The sequence below is a fragment of the Marinospirillum celere genome, assembly GCF_900112235.1.
GTDB classification, from domain to species: Bacteria; Pseudomonadota; Gammaproteobacteria; order Pseudomonadales; family Halomonadaceae; genus Marinospirillum; species Marinospirillum celere.
Genome location: NZ_FOLH01000004.1, coordinates 205,871 through 221,887, shown reverse-complemented (window position 1 = coordinate 221,887; position 16,017 = coordinate 205,871). Strand labels below are relative to the sequence as shown.

Annotated in this window: 17 protein-coding genes and 1 pseudogene; 7 read left to right on the top strand and 11 right to left on the bottom strand. The window is 50.4% G+C overall.

Going from position 1 to position 16,017, the window contains the following annotated elements:
- Window positions 1-51: 51 nt before the first annotated feature.
- Entirely contained in the window at window positions 52-621 is a 570-nt protein-coding gene (locus BM185_RS10650) for a TIGR02444 family protein (RefSeq protein WP_091963310.1), read from the bottom strand.
- Between the two features lie 44 nt (window positions 622-665).
- On the opposite strand from BM185_RS10650, the gene BM185_RS10645 reads away from it, so the two are divergent.
- Window positions 666-2,588, top strand: coding sequence for an ATP-binding cassette domain-containing protein (locus BM185_RS10645; protein WP_091963307.1), 1,923 nt, complete (start codon window positions 666-668; stop codon window positions 2,586-2,588).
- Between the two features lie 13 nt (window positions 2,589-2,601).
- Here the strand turns inward: BM185_RS10645 and BM185_RS10640 are convergent, their stop codons facing one another.
- Both BM185_RS10640 and dtd read right to left on the bottom strand, forming a co-directional pair.
- Window positions 2,602-3,378: an SDR family oxidoreductase gene (locus BM185_RS10640; protein ID WP_091963304.1), complete on the bottom strand. Its 777-nt coding sequence runs from the start codon at window positions 3,376-3,378 to the stop codon at window positions 2,602-2,604.
- A 19-nt stretch (window positions 3,379-3,397) separates the two neighbouring features.
- A complete protein-coding gene (gene dtd / locus BM185_RS10635) occupies window positions 3,398-3,841 on the bottom strand; it encodes a D-aminoacyl-tRNA deacylase (RefSeq protein ID WP_091963301.1) in 444 nt (147 codons plus the stop codon).
- A 170-nt stretch (window positions 3,842-4,011) separates the two neighbouring features.
- Between dtd and BM185_RS10630 the strand changes: the two genes are divergently transcribed.
- The 5 genes from BM185_RS10630 (at window position 4,012) to BM185_RS10610 (ending at window position 9,240) form a co-directional block, all read left to right on the top strand.
- A complete protein-coding gene (locus BM185_RS10630) occupies window positions 4,012-5,067 on the top strand; it encodes a TRAP transporter substrate-binding protein (protein ID WP_091963299.1) in 1,056 nt (351 codons plus the stop codon).
- A gap of 51 nt (window positions 5,068-5,118) precedes the next feature.
- Window positions 5,119-5,694 (top strand): TRAP transporter small permease, encoded by a 576-nt coding sequence (locus tag BM185_RS10625; RefSeq protein ID WP_091963296.1) that lies wholly within the window; start codon window positions 5,119-5,121, stop codon window positions 5,692-5,694.
- A 3-nt stretch (window positions 5,695-5,697) separates the two neighbouring features.
- Entirely contained in the window at window positions 5,698-6,984 is a 1,287-nt protein-coding gene (locus BM185_RS10620) for a TRAP transporter large permease (protein ID WP_091963293.1), read from the top strand.
- Between the two features lie 12 nt (window positions 6,985-6,996).
- A complete protein-coding gene (locus BM185_RS10615) occupies window positions 6,997-7,437 on the top strand; it encodes a universal stress protein (RefSeq protein WP_091963290.1) in 441 nt (146 codons plus the stop codon).
- Window positions 7,438-7,527: 90 nt separating this feature from the next.
- Window positions 7,528-9,240 carry a potassium/proton antiporter gene (locus BM185_RS10610; RefSeq protein WP_091963286.1) on the top strand — a complete coding sequence of 571 codons (1,713 nt, stop codon included), beginning with the start codon at window positions 7,528-7,530 and terminating at the stop codon, window positions 9,238-9,240.
- Window positions 9,241-9,263: 23 nt separating this feature from the next.
- On the opposite strand, the gene BM185_RS10605 is transcribed toward BM185_RS10610, so the two are convergent.
- The 4 genes from BM185_RS10605 to BM185_RS10590 form a co-directional block, all read right to left on the bottom strand.
- Complete coding sequence (locus tag BM185_RS10605; protein ID WP_091963284.1) at window positions 9,264-9,827, bottom strand: chalcone isomerase family protein; 564 nt, start codon at window positions 9,825-9,827, stop codon at window positions 9,264-9,266.
- A gap of 72 nt (window positions 9,828-9,899) precedes the next feature.
- Window positions 9,900-10,808 (bottom strand): hypothetical protein, encoded by a 909-nt coding sequence (locus BM185_RS10600; RefSeq protein ID WP_143089512.1) that lies wholly within the window; start codon window positions 10,806-10,808, stop codon window positions 9,900-9,902.
- Window positions 10,809-10,959: 151 nt separating this feature from the next.
- Window positions 10,960-11,571 (bottom strand): thiol:disulfide interchange protein DsbA/DsbL, encoded by a 612-nt coding sequence (locus BM185_RS10595; protein ID WP_177203534.1) that lies wholly within the window; start codon window positions 11,569-11,571, stop codon window positions 10,960-10,962.
- A 59-nt stretch (window positions 11,572-11,630) separates the two neighbouring features.
- Entirely contained in the window at window positions 11,631-12,242 is a 612-nt protein-coding gene (locus BM185_RS10590; protein WP_091963275.1) for a c-type cytochrome, read from the bottom strand.
- 215 nt (window positions 12,243-12,457) lie between these two features.
- On the opposite strand from BM185_RS10590, the gene yihA reads away from it, so the two are divergent.
- On the top strand, window positions 12,458-13,168 hold the full coding sequence (yihA, locus tag BM185_RS10585) for a ribosome biogenesis GTP-binding protein YihA/YsxC (protein WP_091963272.1): 711 nt from the start codon (window positions 12,458-12,460) through the stop codon (window positions 13,166-13,168).
- On the opposite strand, the gene BM185_RS10580 is transcribed toward yihA, so the two are convergent.
- From BM185_RS10580 to lptM, 4 genes and pseudogenes are all read right to left on the bottom strand, one after another.
- Complete coding sequence (locus BM185_RS10580; RefSeq protein WP_091963270.1) at window positions 13,131-13,790, bottom strand: DUF484 family protein; 660 nt, start codon at window positions 13,788-13,790, stop codon at window positions 13,131-13,133. The genes yihA and BM185_RS10580 overlap by 38 nt on opposite strands.
- Window positions 13,787-14,617 (bottom strand): diaminopimelate epimerase, encoded by an 831-nt coding sequence (gene dapF / locus BM185_RS10575; protein ID WP_091963267.1) that lies wholly within the window; start codon window positions 14,615-14,617, stop codon window positions 13,787-13,789. The genes BM185_RS10580 and dapF overlap by 4 nt, the downstream gene beginning before the upstream one ends.
- Window positions 14,618-14,624: 7 nt before the next feature.
- On the bottom strand, window positions 14,625-15,881 hold the full coding sequence (gene lysA, locus BM185_RS10570) for a diaminopimelate decarboxylase (RefSeq protein WP_091963265.1): 1,257 nt from the start codon (window positions 15,879-15,881) through the stop codon (window positions 14,625-14,627).
- Between the two features lie 44 nt (window positions 15,882-15,925).
- A pseudogene (gene lptM, locus BM185_RS10565) lies at window positions 15,926-16,015 on the bottom strand (LPS translocon maturation chaperone LptM); the annotation flags it as partial.
- Window positions 16,016-16,017: the final 2 nt, after the last annotated feature.

The window sequence follows — 16,017 nt, the reverse complement described above, 5'->3', positions numbered from 1 at the left end:
AGTTCGAGGTCATTGTTTGAATCTTTTTAGTAGCCGAAATGATATAGAAGTTCATTGGCTGCGTAAAAAGCGTTTTTCTATCTGCTCGCGCAGCTTAACTGTTGCCTGGTCCACATCCTGCTCTTCCAGCATGACACCCAGCAATACTTTTAGGGGTTCATTGTCAATTTTGGTTGGGTCTTGAATACAGGCGGTCAGGTTTTCAATCAGGGCTGCTTGCTTGTCTTCACAGGGGATCAATCCCATACGCTCTTGATAATAGTAATAAAGAACAGCCTGCTCCTGCTGTTCAGACAGCAACTCTGCCTTGGTAATGTGTTCATGCATCTGGTGCAGTGGACCATGTTCATGACGGTCCGCTTTTTCAGCCAAATGCTTCAGCTCGCGCCTTTGTCGGCGCAGAGGAAGGGTGTAATCCCTGTGCCAGTTTTCCAACTGCTGGAAAACCTGCGGCCAATCCGGGCTGAAGCGGAGTTGTTGCTGGGAAACCCAGAGTGCGAAAAACAACAGGTTAACATTGGCATCACTGGAATCTTGAAGTTGCAGGCAGGCATCTTTGATCCGTTTGAGATGATAGAGACTCAGCGAAAAGCGCCAGAAAGGGTTATCATGCAGCAGCATTTTTCAGTCCATCCCGAGGAAAGTCGATCGGAGCAGCTAGTATTATGATGACCTTTCAAAATTTAACCCTACAAAGGGGCCCTTTACGCCTGCTGGAAAACGCCAGTGTCAGCCTGCATTCAGGCTGGAAAGTGGGGTTAACCGGGGCGAATGGCGCGGGCAAGTCATCACTGTTCAAGTTGCTATTAGGTCAACTTACCCCAGAAGGCGGTGAGCTGCAAATGTCCGGCTATGACCGTATTGCGCATATGCAGCAGGAGATTACTGACCTGACCTTGCCTGCCCTGGATTATGTAATGGAAGGCCATGAGCAGCTCACGCGAGTGGAGGCAGAACTGAAAGCGGCTGAAGCTGCAGGTGATGACCAGCGCTTGGCTGAACTCCACGGTGAATATGACCTGCTGCACGGCTACTCTAAAAAGGCGGAAGCCGAACAGCTCTTGGCTGGTTTGGGTTTTGCTGAAGATACTTTCAAAAATCCGGTCAATAGTTTTTCCGGGGGCTGGCGCATCCGTTTGAATCTGGCGCGTACCCTGTTTATGCCTTCAGACCTTTTACTTCTGGATGAGCCCACCAACCACCTGGACTTGGATGCCACCCTTTGGTTGGAAGCCTGGCTCAGGGCTTACCCAGGAACCCTGCTGCTGATTTCCCATGACCGGGATTTCCTGGATAGAGTTGTCACCCACTTGTTGCACTTGGAGCACCGGCAACTGAATCTTTATAAGGGCGGCTATTCGGACTTTGAAAAACAAAGGGCAGAGCGGCTGGCGCAACAGCAATCGATGTTTGAAAAGCAGCAGCGGGAAGTGGCCCACATGGAAGACTTTATCCGCCGCTTTAAAGCCAAGGCCACCAAAGCCAAGCAGGCGCAAAGCCGAATCAAGGCATTGGAGCGTATGGAAAAGATTGCCCCGGCCCATGTCGACTCCCCTTTTCATTTTAGTTTTCCTGAAGCATCCAAGTCGTCTGACCCCCTGTTGGTGATGCGTGAAGCTGACTTGGGCTATGCCCAGAATCCGGTATTAAGAAATGTTGGCTTCACTTTACACCCTGATCAGCGCATAGGCCTTTTGGGCCCTAATGGGGCCGGTAAATCAACGCTGATCAAAAGTCTGGTGGGTGACCTGCCTCTAGTCAGTGGTCAGCGGGTGGCAGGAGAACACCTCTATATTGGCTATTTTGCTCAGCATCAGCTTGAAGCCCTGGATACTCAAGCCACGCCCCTGTTGCACCTGCAACGCTTATCACCCAAGGAATCAGAACAAAGCCTGCGCAATTTTCTGGGCGGTTTTGGTTTTCAGGGTGATGAAGCGCTATCACAGGTGGGGCGTTTTTCTGGTGGCGAAAAAGCCCGTTTGGCTCTGGCTATTATTGCCTGGCAAAAACCCAATCTACTCTTGCTGGATGAGCCGACCAACCACTTGGATTTAGAAATGCGCCACGCCTTGACCTTGGCTCTACAGGAGTTTGCAGGCGCCGTATTGGTGGTCTCCCACGATCGCCATCTCTTGAAAAATACGGTGGATGACTTTTGGCTGGTTGCGGATGGTCAGGTCCAGGAATTTGATGGTGATCTGGATGGTTATGCAGCCTGGTTGAAAGAGCGTCAAAGCGGTCAAAAACGGGATGAAAAAGAAGATAAAAAATCCGGACAACCCCAAGCCAATAGCGTTAATAAAAAGCAGGATCGTAAGGAAGCTGCGCGCCTGAGAGAAGCCCTTAAGCCACTAAGGAAGCAGGTGGATCAGTTAGAGAAAGCCATGGACAAAGCCCGTCAGGAGTTGGAGGTCACGGAAACGGCCTTGGCAGACAGCGCCCTTTATACCGATGCTGCCCGCAAGGATGAACTCCAGGCCTTGCTAAAGGCGCAAGGCAATCAGCAGCAGGCTCTGGAAGACCTGGAAATGCAGTGGCTGGAAGCCAGTGAGACTTTAGAGCAGCAGACAGCTGAGCTGGGCCTTTAAAAGGCCGAACCGCTCAGTCGGCCTGATAAACCATTTTACGGCTCATTCCACCATCAACAACAAAGTTCTGGCCGGTCACAAAGCCGGCCAAGTCTGAGGCCAGCCAGAGCACCAGTCCGGCGACATCATCCGGTTTGCCGATCCGCCCGACAGGGTGTTGTTCGTGGTCTTCATGTGAATGAAAGGGTTGGTAGCGAGAGCTGGTCTTTTGCCAGTCACCCACTTCGATCCAGCCAGGGCTGATGGAATTAACACGAACATCAGGCCCCAGACTCATTGCCAAAGAGTGGGTCAAAGCCAAAACACCCCCCTTACTGGCTGAGTAGGCTTCGGTATCGGGTTCGGACTGAAGCGCTCGGGTGGATGCCAGGTTAATAATGCTGCCGCGGGTTGAGCGTAGCTGAGTGGCCGCATGCTTGCTGCACAAAAAAGTACCCGTCAGATTGACATCCAAATAGCGCTGCCAGGTCGACAAATCCAGGTCTTCCAAAGCGCCAGTAAAAGGATTGGCCAGCCCGGCATTGTTGATTAGTAGCGAAATCGGGCCCAGCTCTTCTTCGGTCACCTGCATGAGCTTACGAACCTGATCTTCTTGAGCAACATCAACCACTTGAAAGGCAAGCTTGCCGATAGTGTCAAACAGATGCGTGCACTCTGTACCTGCTTCACCATCAATGTCAGCAATCATAACCTGCCATCCCTGCTGCAAGAGGGCGCCCGTGATGGCACGTCCGATACCCTGGGCCCCACCGGTAACCAGAGCAACGGGTTTGCGCTTGGCTTCACTCAAGATGTTGTCTCCTCAAGATTCAACTGGACACTTCAAGCCAGAAGGTTACGGGGCCGTCGTTGGTGAGTTCGACCTGCATATTGGCAGCAAACTGACCACTGGCCACCTTTCCTTGATGCTGATGCGCCTGTTTCAAAAAGTGGTTGTAGAGAAATTCGCCCTGCTGCGGACTGGCCGCTGAAGAAAAGCTGGGTCTTAATCCCTTTTGCGTATTGGCTGACAGAGTGAATTGGGATACCACCAGGAGTCCACCCTGAGTGTCCTTTAGGCTAAGATTCATTTTATCCTGATCATCACCGAAGACGCGATAGGAAAGGACTTTATCCAGTAATTTTTCTGCTGTTTTTTCATCGTCTTCTTTATCCACACCGAGAAAAACCAGCAGGCCGGGGCCTATTTCACCAACAACTTCTTGTTCTACAAGGACCCTCGCATATTTAACGCGCTGCAGCAAAGCTTTCATCAAAACGCCTCTTTGAATTCAACACACATGTAATTATTAGCATAATAAAAAATAATCAAAGGCCTTGATATCTATAATTTCCTTTGCCATTCTGAAATAACTGCAAAAAGTGTGTAGAACCCCGGGCCGGGAAATTTAGCCCGGTCAAACCTAGAACGAGGATAACAGCAATGATGTTGAAAAAAGTGCTGGGCACGGCGGTCGCCGGTGTCCTAGTGGCCTCCCTGGTCGCTTGTGGCAGTGACTCGGATGATGCTGAAACTGCGGCAGCTGCTCCCTCTGGCCAGAATTGGCGCTATGCCCACGAAGAGTTTGAAGGCGATGTTCAGGATGTGTTTGCCTATAAATTCAAAGAATATGTTGAAGAGAATTCTGATCACACTGTACAGGTTTTCCGCTTTGGTGAGCTGGGTGAGTCGGATGATATTATGGAGCAAACCCAGGCTGGCATCCTGCAATTCGTTAACCAGTCTCCCGGTTTTACTGGCTCCTTGATTCCTGAAGCGCAAATCTTTTTTGTGCCCTACCTGCTGCCGACTGATGAAGAAACCGTTGTTGAGTTCTTCAACACCAGTCGTGCGATTCATGAAATGTTCCCTGAGCTCTATGCTGAGCAAGGCCTGGAACTTCTGAGCATGTACCCTGAAGGGGAAATGGTCGTTACTGCTGATGAGCCAGTGACCCGGCCTGAAGATTTCCGTGGCAAGAACATCCGTGTGATGACCAACCCCTTGTTGTCAGAAACCTACCGTGCCTTTGGTGCTACGCCCACGCCTTTGCCCTGGGGTGAAGTTTATGGTGGTCTGCAAACCAACATCATCCAGGGTCAGGAAAATCCCATTTTCTGGATTCAATCCGGTGGCCTTTATGAAGTTTCGCCTAACCTGATCTTTACCGGCCACGGTTGGTTCACTACGGCGATGATGGCAAACCAGGAGTTCTACCAGGGGCTGTCTGCTGAAGATCAGCAACTGGTCCAAGATGCTACTGCCCATGCCTATGAGTACATCATTAACTATGTACCTGGCCTTGGCGAAGACATGCTGGAAAAAATTCTGGAATCCAGCGATGAAGTCACAGTTACCCGTCTGAATGAAGAGCAGATTCAGCGCTTTAGAGAGCGTGCTCCGCAAGTTGAAGAGCGCTTCATTGAAATGACTGGTGATCGTGGTGCTGAGCTGCTGGAGCAGTTTAAAGCTGACCTGGAAGCGGTTACTGGTGAATAAACCAGCATAACAATTTGGGCCAGGGACGGCCCTTGCTACAGGAGATGCATCATGAAGGATGACCTGCCGACTCACACTGAGTCATCTTTACCCGGTATTCTCGGCACTATCGATACAGGTATTAGTCGCGTTGAAGCCGTTATCTTGGCTTTGGGTGTATTACTGATGGCTGTGAATACGATTGCCAATGTGGTGGGACGCTTTGTCTTTGGTGAAAGTCTTCACTTTGCTGAAGAAGTGAATCGTATCCTGATCATTATGATTACCTTTGCCGGTATCGGCTATGCGGCCCGCCATGGGCGCCATATCCGGATGTCTGCGCTTTATGATGCTTTTCCCGTTGAAGTGCGTCGCTACCTGATGATTTTCATTGCCTTTTTCACCTGTGCGGTCATGCTCTTTCTGGCCTGGTTTGCGGTTGGCTATATCCTAAGCATGTACAAGACCGGACGGGTACTGCCCACACTGGGTTTTCCCATCTACATGATTTACCTCTGGGTACCTATAGGCCTGACTGTCACAGCGATCCAGTATTTTATGACGGGGATTAAGAACTTTGTCTCCAAAGATGTTTATCTGTCCACCCATGTGCTGGACGGCTATGAAGACACGGAAACCGAGGTATAAACTATGGCCTGGATAATGTTTGCCGTTATGGTTGGCCTGTTGATGCTGGGCTTTCCAATGATGATTCCGCTAACCATAGGCGCTTTGGTTGGCTTCTATATGATGTTTGATGGCTTTGGCCAAGTGAATACCTTTATTCAGCAGATGATGGGCGGTATACGCCCTGCGGCCCTTATCGCCGTGCCCATGTTCATTCTGGCAGCGGATATTATGACGCGGGGGCAGTCAGCTAGCCGTTTAATCAATATGGTTATGGCTTTTATTGGCCATATAAAAGGCGGTTTGGCGGTGAGTACCGCTGCTTCCTGTACGCTGTTTGGAGCGGTTTCCGGCTCCACTCAAGCAACAGTGGTGGCTGTGGGTTCACCATTGCGTCCCAGAATGCTGAAAGCCGGTTATAAAGACCCTTTTACTCTGGCTTTGATCATCAACTCCAGTGACATTGCCTTTTTGATTCCGCCCAGTATCGGGATGATTATTTACGGGGTTATTTCCGGCACTTCGATTGGTGAGTTGTTTATCGCAGGTATAGGCCCTGGTCTGCTGATTCTATTCATGTTTTCTCTATACTGTGTCGCCTACGCCTACATTAAAAAGGTTCCTACTGAACCCAAATCCAGCTGGAAAGAAAGAGCTGTCTCTATCCAGCAGGCGGTTTGGCCCCTGGGTTTCCCTGTGATTATTGTTGGTGGTATTTACGGCGGTATCTTCAGTCCGACTGAAGCAGCAGCCGTTTGTGTGCTCTATGCGGTGATTCTTGAGTTTATTGTTTTTCGTTCGTTGAAATTGCCGGACATCTACAGAATTGCCAAATCCACTGGCCTAATTACTGCCGTGGTCTTTATTTTGGTGGCCGTCGGTAATGGCTTTTCCTGGATTATCTCTTTTGCGCAAATTCCCCAGGCAGTGCTGGGTGGTTTGGGTATCAATGAGGCTGGCCCGACCGGGGTACTCATTGCCATAGCTGTAGCCTTCTTTATTGCCTGTATGTTTGTTGACCCCATTGTGGTTATTCTGGTGCTAACCCCGATTTTTGCTCCAGCAATTGCGTCAACTGGTTTGGACCCTGTGTTGGTTGGTGTCCTTATTACTTTGATGGTGGCAATCGGTTCAGCGACACCACCCTTTGGTTGTGACATCTTTACGGCGATAGCGATTTTCAAACGTCCCTACTGGGAAGTCATCAAGGGAACTCCACCCTTTGTATTCATGCTGGTACTGGCCGCAGCCTTAATTATTATGTTCCCGCAGATCGCCTTATTCCTGCGTGACCTGGCCTATATTAAGTGACAGGAGGTTGGCATGTTCAAAAATATTTTAGTGCCCGTGGATGGATCTGAGGGCGCTTTGGGTGCTCTGGAAAAAGCGGTAGAACTGCAGAAATTAACCGGGGCTGAACTCTTGTTGCTGTGTGTTTATAAGCATCACAGCCTTTTTGAAGCCTCCCTGTCGATGGTGCGGCCCGATAATGTTCAGATTCCTGATGATGCCCTTAAAGAATATGCGACCGAGGTTGCTGAACATGCTAAAAACCGAGCCAAGGAGTTAGGTTCAAAAAAGGTGCGGGCTTTTGTTAAAGGTGGCCGCCCTTCAAAAACCATCGTTAAATTTGCCAAATCCAAAGATGTGGATTTGATCGTTATGGGCTCACGCGGCACTAATGGTGATGTGGAAGGCTACTTTATGGGGAGTGTCTCTCAGCGAGTAGCCAGCCGCGCCAAGTGTCCAACACTTGTGGTTTAACTCTTGGTTGCAAAGATCTGCATTGACTGCTTTATCAGGGTACTTTTGTGCCACAATAAGAGTACCCTGACCATCTGATGACTTGCCCCTGTGGATAACCTAAATTCAATTTTTCTGATTGCCTCAGCACTACTGTGCCTAAGCATCCTGGCTAGTGTTATTTCAGCCAGGGTTGGCATGCCTTTGCTTTTTGTTTTCCTGGGCATAGGGATGCTGGCCGGAGAAGATGGCCTGGGAGGCCTGAACTTTCAGGATTTTGAAGTTGCTTATGTGATCGGCCATTTGGCCCTGGCGATTATTCTGTTGGATGGTGGGATGCGCACTCGGATGAAGACCTTCCGGGTAGGCTTGCGTCCAGCAGTGTCCCTGGCAACTCTGGGCGTGGTGGTGACTAGCAGTCTAACCGGCCTTTTGGCAATGTGGCTGTTTGACTTAACCCTTCTACAAGGGTTACTGGTGGGTGCCATCGTTGGATCAACCGATGCGGCAGCGGTTTTCTCAATGCTGGGCGGTAAGGGGGTGCATCTCAATGAGCGGGTGAGTGCAACCCTGGAGATAGAGTCGGGTACCAACGACCCTATGGCTATCTTCCTGACCATTACCCTGATTACCTTGATTACGCAGGATGCAGCTGACCTGACTTCTGCTGCTATCTTATTTATCAAGCAGTTTGGTTTGGGTTTGCCCTTGGGCTTGGCCGCAGGCTGGGTGTTTGCCCGTATCTTGAAGTCGGTTAGCCTGCCGACGGGCCTCTATCCTTTATTAGTCACGGGTGCCGGTTTGGGGCTTTTTGCAGCGACCAATCTCTTGGGTGGCAGTGGCTTTTTGGCCATTTACCTGGCCGGTCTGATGTTGGGCAACAGTCGTAGCCCTCAATTGCAACATATCCTGCCCGTCCATGATGGTTTGGCTTGGTTAAGCCAAATAGGTCTTTTCCTGATTCTGGGCTTGCTAGTAACTCCGCATGAAATGCTGGCTATTGCTTTGCCGGCAACCTTACTGGCAATCGGCCTGATTTTTATTGCCAGGCCCTTGGCTGTGTTGGTTTGCTTGTTCCCATTTTTCAAATTCAATATCCGCGAACTGGCCTTTATTTCCTGGGTAGGTCTGCGCGGTGCTGTGCCTATTGTTTTAGCCATCTTCCCGGTGATTGCCGGGGCTGAAAATGCGGGCCTTTATTTTAATATTGCCTTTCATGTGGTTTTGATTTCACTGCTACTGCAAGGCGCAACTCTGCCCTGGGCCGCGAAAAAACTAAAAGTAGAAGTACCCCCCGAGTTTGCTCCTAAGAGGCGAAGTCAGTTAGGAATTTTCCCAGAAGATGATTACGAAGTCTTTGTTTATACGGTTAAAAGCGAAACCCTGGATGGCGTTGAGCTGCGTCGCCTACGTTTCCCATCCGGGGCGCGCATAGGTGCACTCTTTCGTGATAAGCAGCTGATCCACCCTTCAGGGAGCACCCGGCTGCAGTATAAGGATTTGCTGTGCATTATTGGTCGGGATACGGATTTGCCCGTGTTTAATAAAATGTTTAATGAAGAACCGGCACCGAAAAAGGAGAAGGCCAGAAGCTTTTTTGGGGACTTTACTCTTGATGGTAGTGCCCCACTTAAAGATGTGGCTGAGCTTTATGGTCTGACTATTAGTGCTGATCAAGCCGAGCTTTCTCTGGGTGAGTTCCTAACCCGGCGTTTTGGTGGTCACCCGGTTGTGGGTGACCAGATGGATTGGCACGGCATTCATTGGGTAGTTGTTAAGGTTGAAGGGGATGTCATCGTCAAAGTGGGTTTGAAGCCCCTTTAAAACCATGTGCCAGTATTGAGTGACTAACTTTGCCCTAAAAGCGCATTTTTAAGACGGCGATCGCCCGGGTTATCACCTATCCAGATGGCAAAAAGGGCCTGCGCCAGCTGGGCATTGTCAAAGCTGCCCAGGGACTCACCATTAAGAAGCAGGCTGATCCCTGTCTCTGGTAACCAGGTCAGCGCATAGCGATCACCCGGTTCTACGCTTTGGTAGAGGGCCAGAAATTCTTCCAGGTTTTCCTCAATTGCGGCATAGGTTACTGAATCTGTGTTTTGCTTCACGCCATCCCGAGTGACACGCGCAAAGTCTTCAGCTTTGATAGCGTGAAAATATTCGATTTCCAGCTTACGGCTAACGTTCATATCTGTTAGAGGAGCATCCAGCTCACTTTGGTAGTAGGCAGCGACATAGGCTTTAATGATTAGGCGGTAACGAAGCAGGCCATAGCCCTGGAGTTCCAGGCGGGGTTCTGTATCCACTTGGCGATCAAAATAAACCCCTTCAATTTCAACTTTGGCAAGCAGTGGAAAAGCCAGCAAAAGCAAACAACACAGCAGAGTTGTGGGGATCAATCTTGGGATCATGGTGTCACGTGCGCATCGTTAGTGTACAGATATGTTGTACAAGCTTAGCAGGCTTTTACGGCTAGGCCTAGTTTATTCCTTAGGCGTAAACAGGCTGGGATCAGGTGCTTCCGGTTTTTTGCTTTCGGAGCTTTTTGAAGTATCAGCTTGTTGTTCGGCAGCTTCGTGCTCCTGGGCGTTTTCTTCCAGTTGATCGGGATTGAAGTCCATGGATTCAACAAAAGCATCTTCTTTTTCTTTTTGTAAAAGCTCTTGATAGCCTTTAAGGGCTTCAACCATGAATTCGTAGTAGGTTTTGGTATCCTGAAGGGTACGCAGGTTAGCCAGGAGGGTGTGCTCTCTGGACATAAGGGCAAGGCGTTTGAAGCGTCGGGCACCCAGACGTGGATTGTATTCAACCAGTGGGTAGATGCGGTGAATATAACCGAGGCGTCCTTCAATATTGCGAATATACTCGATAAGTTCACGCTTAAGTTTCTTACGCTGGGTCACCAGGGCAGGATAGCGATTAAGAGAGGGAAAGTAGGACATCATGCCCGCACCGTGGGTTAACCAGAGAACAAAGGCGATACCGCCTGCGATTCCCCCTACCCAGGGGCTGGTCAAACTTAGTAAACTCGCTAAAAAAAGAAACAAAGCAGAACCTAAAGCAACGAACCACAGGGTTCGAGCCCGCTTGGCGGCAAAGATTTCATGATCTGTAGGGTATTCAATCAGTGAGAGAAGGTCATAATCCATGCCTTCCAACTCAGCATAGAGACCGCGTCTTTCAGCTTCCAGGCGCTCCTGTTCGGCTTTTTCACGCTCTTCAATTTTACGCTGACGCTCTTCTTCTTCCCATTGCAGGCGCTCCCTTTCACGAGCAGCACGGCTCTCCTTGACCTCTTCTTCGGCTGTTTTTTGCCGCGAAGTCAGGGATTCACTCTGTTGAGCGCCCCTGCCGGGTTGCTCTTGTCCATATAAGTCGTCTGAGGTGTTCACAGTTAAGGCCACTGTGTCCTGGTGAAGGTAGATGTAGCCATAATAGTGGCTGGCAAGGTTTTTGTCCGTTTCAACCTGTAACTCTTGTCATTTTTTAGCATTGGGTTTATTAGGGATAGGCTGTTGGGCCTGTATCCAGGCCCATAAAAGCTTAGCGACTGTTTCTAACGCTTTCAATTCGCTCATCTGCAACCCGAAGCATATTTTCCAAGCTGCCTGCAGAATTGCCATCAATGACATATTGGCCGTCAACGATCAGTGCAGGTACGCCGGTTACCCGGTAGCTGCGCAAACGTGACTTGTCTTGACGGATTTGGCTTTCTATTCCAAAACTGGAGTAGAGGCTGTCTACTTCATCACCATCTACGCCAAAATCGGCAAAAAAGTTGCGCAACGCTCTTTGGCTACCCATATTGGCTCTATCCTGATGAATTTTATCAAATAGTGCCATGTGAGCCTGCTCTGTTAAATCCAGAGCTTCCATAATGTAATAGCCACGAGCCAGGTGTTCCCATTGGGCATTGAAGGATGCGGGCAGGTGAACCAGCTCAACATCTTCTGCTAAGTCTAAAGCCCAGATTTCAATTTGGGGCTCAAGTTGATAGCAAAAAGGGCAGGTATAGGAAAAGATGGAGGTCACTTCTATTTTATCACCACCCACCTGAGGCCTGACGCGCTCATTGAGGGTGGTGTAACCCTCGGCGATTGCATTCGAGGAAAGAATGGCAATCAAACTCAGTAACAGGGCTCGAAACAGGAACATTTTATTCTTCTCCATTAATAAAAAAAGGGGCCATTAAGCCCCTTTTATGATCCTTGGACTTAGCGATTGGTTCCATGCAAGCCGTACATGTATTCAGCAACGGCTTCTATTTCACTATCACTCATTTTTTCAGCAATAATCCGCATCATCGAGTTGGGATCATTGTCCCGCTCACCGCTGCGGAAAGCCTTAAGCTGGTTGATGGCATAGGTGGTGTGCTGGCCTGAAACTGCAGGGAAAGCAGCGGGAGCGTTACCAGCACCATTGGGTGCATGGCAGGCTGCGCAGGCTGGAATACCCTTGGCAAGGTCGCCGGCACGGTAAAGGTCGCGACCACGCATTGCCAGTTCTTCATTGGCCTGGCCGATGTTAGCGGACTTGCGGGCATAAAAAGCCGAAATGTCGCGGATATCCTGGTCGCTCAGGTTGTCCACTATGCCGGTCATTTCAGGTACATTGCGGCGGCCATCACGAATATCGATGGTTTGTTTCGTCAGGTAGCGCTCACCTTGACCAGCAAGGTTAGGCCACTGGCCCACTGTGCTGATGCCATTGCCACCGTGACAGGCTGCACAGACTTGTGCTTTTTGTTCGCCTGCTGCAGGATCGCCAGCGTGAACGAAACCAGCAGTGCTGATTACCAGGGTCAAGCCAAAAAGTAGTTTTTTCATCGTTCGTCCAGTCTCATCATTTGCTAGTCTTTGGAAAGCGGCTGCCGCCCGATGGCTGGCAAAAGACTCCAGCACACTGGTGAACTTAGCACCTACGGACGTCCAGTGATAAACTATCACCGTATAAAGTAAAACGCATTATAGCTAAGCCTAGGGCTAACTGGAATGCTACTCGCCTTATCCCTTCTGTTTAATTTGCCCGCCAGGGGTTATTCATGCGCCAAGCCCGTAAGAAAAAAACGCAGCAAAAAATTGTTTATGAACCGGAAAAGAAGGCTAAACCTGCCGCTCAGCCCGCGCATTTCGCCCAGGCCAGCTTTTTGATTAGTGCGCCAACCCTGCGTGAATGCCCGGATGACGAGGGTTTGGAGATAGCTTTTGTCGGACGCTCCAATGCTGGCAAATCCAGTGCGTTAAATTGTCTCACCAGCCCTCGCCTTGCCAGAACCAGTAAAACACCGGGTCGAACCCAGCTGATTAATTTTTTTACCTTGGATGAACAGAGGCGTTTGGTGGATTTGCCGGGTTACGGCTATGCCAAGGTGCCTGAAGCCATGCGTCGTGAATGGGGTAAGCACTTGGGGGCCTATATTAGCGAGCGCAAGTGCTTGATAGGTATGGTGATGCTGATGGATGCCCGTCATCCGTTGACGGACTTTGACTGCCAGCTGCTGGAAGTGGCAGCAAGCCGTGACCTGCCTGTCCATGTGCTTTTGACCAAGGCTGATAAACTCAAGCGGGGTCCGGCCAAGAATCAGCTGTTGGCTGTCCGCCAGGAGTTAAAGGAAATGCAGGGTGATTTTAGTGTCCAGCTCTTTTCATCCTTGAAAGGAGAGGGTTGTGGTGAGGCTTGGAAAAAACTAGATACCTGGTTGGCCTGGCCGCCAGTTAAGCCTGACGAGCAGCAAACTGCCGACGATCTTTAGAGAGTAGACGGCTGACTACGCTGCCCAGATATTCAACAAAGAGCGTATCCTGATGATAACGAAAATGCAGAGGATCAGGGTGCGCCAGCACCATTAAGCCTAGGGGCCGGGTATGGCTGAGCAGGCAGAGGGCTGCTGAGCGTGCCTGGCTGTCTTCCAGACCCAGGACTTGCAAATTTTCTTCTTGAAGACTCAGACAGCAGGCTTGCTGCTTACCCAGAAGCTGGCGTTGTTTTTTCTGGATCTCTTCATCGGCTCTTGGCAGGCTGTTGAGGTTGGTGTAGCTCCAGAACTTGAGATAGGGCAAGCCAAAATCATTTTGCAACCTTTCTGCCAAAACACTGACCAGCTCTTCAGCCGTTTCTGTTTCCAGCAGGCAAACTAAAAGACGTTCAACCCGTCTGAGCCGCTTTTCGTTCTCACGGGCATTGGCCAGCAGCTCCTGGTAACGGTCTTCCTGCTCCTTAACCTGTCCGCGCAGGAGTTGCAATTGATAGCTCAGTAGGGATTCAGCATCGCCGCACGGGTGGTTGAGTTGCATTTGGCATAGAAGCTGTTCACGTCCATGAAAAAAATCCGGGTTGTTTTGCAACCAGTCAGTCACTTCATCTGCATCAATCATAGATAAATCTGTCCTTCAAAAACCTTTTTTGCCGGTCCGGTCATCATCACAGGGTGACCTTCACCCTGCCATTCCAGGTGCAAGTAGCCACCGAGCAACTGCAGTTCAACGGCTGAATCAAACCAGCCTTGTAAACAGCCACTGACCATGGCTGCACAGGCACCTGTTCCACAGGCCAGGGTTTCACCCACTCCCCGTTCAAAAACCCGCAGGCGACCTTGGGTTCTGCTGTCAACTTGCAAAAAACCAATATTGGCCTTGTTGGGAAAGCGCGGGTGGGTTTCCAAAAGGGGGCCAAGGCGTTCAACCTCAGCAGTATCCACCCTGTTCACTCTTAGTACAGCATGGGGATTACCCATGGAAAGCACACCTAGCTGCAGGGTTTGTCCGTTGAGATCCAGTGGATAGCTGGTTGCCCTTGCGGGCGCCAAAAAGGGAATGGCTTCCGGGGTTAGCTGGGGAATGCCCATATTCACGGTGACCTGGCCGTCATCATGGACATGCAGCGAGAGAGGGCCGCCAGCTGTTTCCACCTTGATCAAATGCTTGCTGGTCAGCTTGCGGTCACGAACAAAAACAGCAAAGCAGCGGGCACCATTGCCACAGTTTTCCACTTCGGTGCCGTCTGCATTGTAGATACGGTAACGAAAATCAGCCTCAGGCGTAGTCGGCGCTTCGACAGTGAGCAGTTGATCAAAGCCAATGCCAAAATGGCGGTCAGCTAGGCGACGGATTTGCTCAGGTCGCATCCGGGCTTTTTGACTGATCAGGTCGACCATCATGAAATCGTTGCCCAGGCCATGCATTTTGGTGAAATGAAGCAGCATGCCTACCTCACTGACTGGGCAGGGTGAATTCCCCTGCCATCTGTTGTTCGTAGCTTTCGCGCTGACGGACCAGATGCCACTGGCTGCCATCCACCATCACTTCAGCTGGGCGATTACGACTGTTGTAGTTGGACGCCATGGCAAAACCATAGGCACCGGCTGAGCGCACGGCCAGAAGATCGCCGGGCTCTAATGCCAGTTGACGGTCTTTACCCAGAAAATCGCCAGTTTCACAAACCGGGCCGACTATATCCCAAACTCTACTGGGGTGATTTTCGGGATGGGGTGTCACGGGAATAATTTCCTGCCAGGCATCATAGAGGGCAGGCCGCAGCAGGTCATTCATTGCTGCATCAACGATGGCAAAATGCTTGTCCTGGCCTGCTTTCAGATACTCGACCCGTGTTACCAGGATGCCAGCATTAGCGGCTATGGCCCGACCCGGCTCAAAAATGAGTTCATAGCTGCGGTCAGCCAGGCGTTCACGCAAGGCCCTGACATAAGCCGAAGGCAAGGGCGGGGTTTCATCGCTGTAGCGCACACCCAGGCCACCGCCTAAATCCAGGTGCTGCAGTTGGATGCCATCTTCAGCGAGCTGATCAACCAGTACCAGCAAACGATCCAGAGCATCCAAGAAGGGATCAATTTGGGTGATCTGAGAACCTATGTGGCAGTCAACGCCAACAACGTCCAAATGCTGCATGGCGGCTGCTTGGCGATAAACCTCCCGAGCCAGCTCAAAACCGATACCAAACTTGTTGGCTTTCAAGCCTGTTGAGATGTAGGGGTGGGTTTTGGGGTCAACATCCGGATTGACGCGTAAGGAAATGGGTGCTTTGACAGCCATTTCTTCAGCAATGCGTTCAATTCGCTCTAGTTCTGGAATCGATTCTACGTTAAAGCACTTGATGCCTACTTCCAGAGCACGACGTATCTCGTGGGCTTGCTTGCCGACTCCAGAAAAGACAATGCGGTCAGGTTCGCCACCAGCAGCCAACACTCTTTCCAGTTCACCCACTGAAACGATATCAAAGCCTGCTCCCAGACGAGCCAGTACATCCAGAACGGCCAGGTTGGAGTTGGCTTTAACGGCATAGCAAATCAGGTGAGGCTGGTCGGCCAGGGGGTCAGCATAGGCCTTGAAGTGCCTTTCCAAAGTGGCTCGGGAATAAACATAGAGGGGCGTGCCTAGCTCATCCGCCAGTGTCTTGATATTGACTTCTTCGGCAAACAGCTGGTTATTGTGATAGTTGAAAAAGTCCATGGCGTTTAACCTCTAGATAAGGTGGCAGTGAATACTTGTGAGGTTTCTGGCAGATAGAGATCACCTTTCTGCCCGCAGCCTATTAACAGCAGGCAAAAAAACAGGATAGCCAAAGGCTTGGAGATCAGTGACATGG

Coding starts and splice junctions, on each gene's coding strand:
- BM185_RS10580 (WP_091963270.1), bottom strand. CDS start 13,790: ATGATTGATGCAGATGAAGTGACTGACTGGTTGCAAAACAACCCGGAT.
- BM185_RS10590 (WP_091963275.1), bottom strand. CDS start 12,242: ATGAAAAAACTACTTTTTGGCTTGACCCTGGTAATCAGCACTGCTGGT.
- lysA (WP_091963265.1), bottom strand. CDS start 15,881: ATGGACTTTTTCAACTATCACAATAACCAGCTGTTTGCCGAAGAAGTC.
- dtd (WP_091963301.1), bottom strand. CDS start 3,841: ATGAAAGCTTTGCTGCAGCGCGTTAAATATGCGAGGGTCCTTGTAGAA.
- BM185_RS10615 (WP_091963290.1), top strand. CDS start 6,997: ATGTTCAAAAATATTTTAGTGCCCGTGGATGGATCTGAGGGCGCTTTG.
- BM185_RS10630 (WP_091963299.1), top strand. CDS start 4,012: ATGATGTTGAAAAAAGTGCTGGGCACGGCGGTCGCCGGTGTCCTAGTG.
- dapF (WP_091963267.1), bottom strand. CDS start 14,617: ATGCTGCTTCATTTCACCAAAATGCATGGCCTGGGCAACGATTTCATG.
- yihA (WP_091963272.1), top strand. CDS start 12,458: ATGCGCCAAGCCCGTAAGAAAAAAACGCAGCAAAAAATTGTTTATGAA.
- BM185_RS10605 (WP_091963284.1), bottom strand. CDS start 9,827: ATGATCCCAAGATTGATCCCCACAACTCTGCTGTGTTGTTTGCTTTTG.
- BM185_RS10650 (WP_091963310.1), bottom strand. CDS start 621: ATGCTGCTGCATGATAACCCTTTCTGGCGCTTTTCGCTGAGTCTCTAT.
- BM185_RS10595 (WP_177203534.1), bottom strand. CDS start 11,571: ATGTTCCTGTTTCGAGCCCTGTTACTGAGTTTGATTGCCATTCTTTCC.
- BM185_RS10645 (WP_091963307.1), top strand. CDS start 666: ATGATGACCTTTCAAAATTTAACCCTACAAAGGGGCCCTTTACGCCTG.
- BM185_RS10620 (WP_091963293.1), top strand. CDS start 5,698: ATGGCCTGGATAATGTTTGCCGTTATGGTTGGCCTGTTGATGCTGGGC.
- BM185_RS10625 (WP_091963296.1), top strand. CDS start 5,119: ATGAAGGATGACCTGCCGACTCACACTGAGTCATCTTTACCCGGTATT.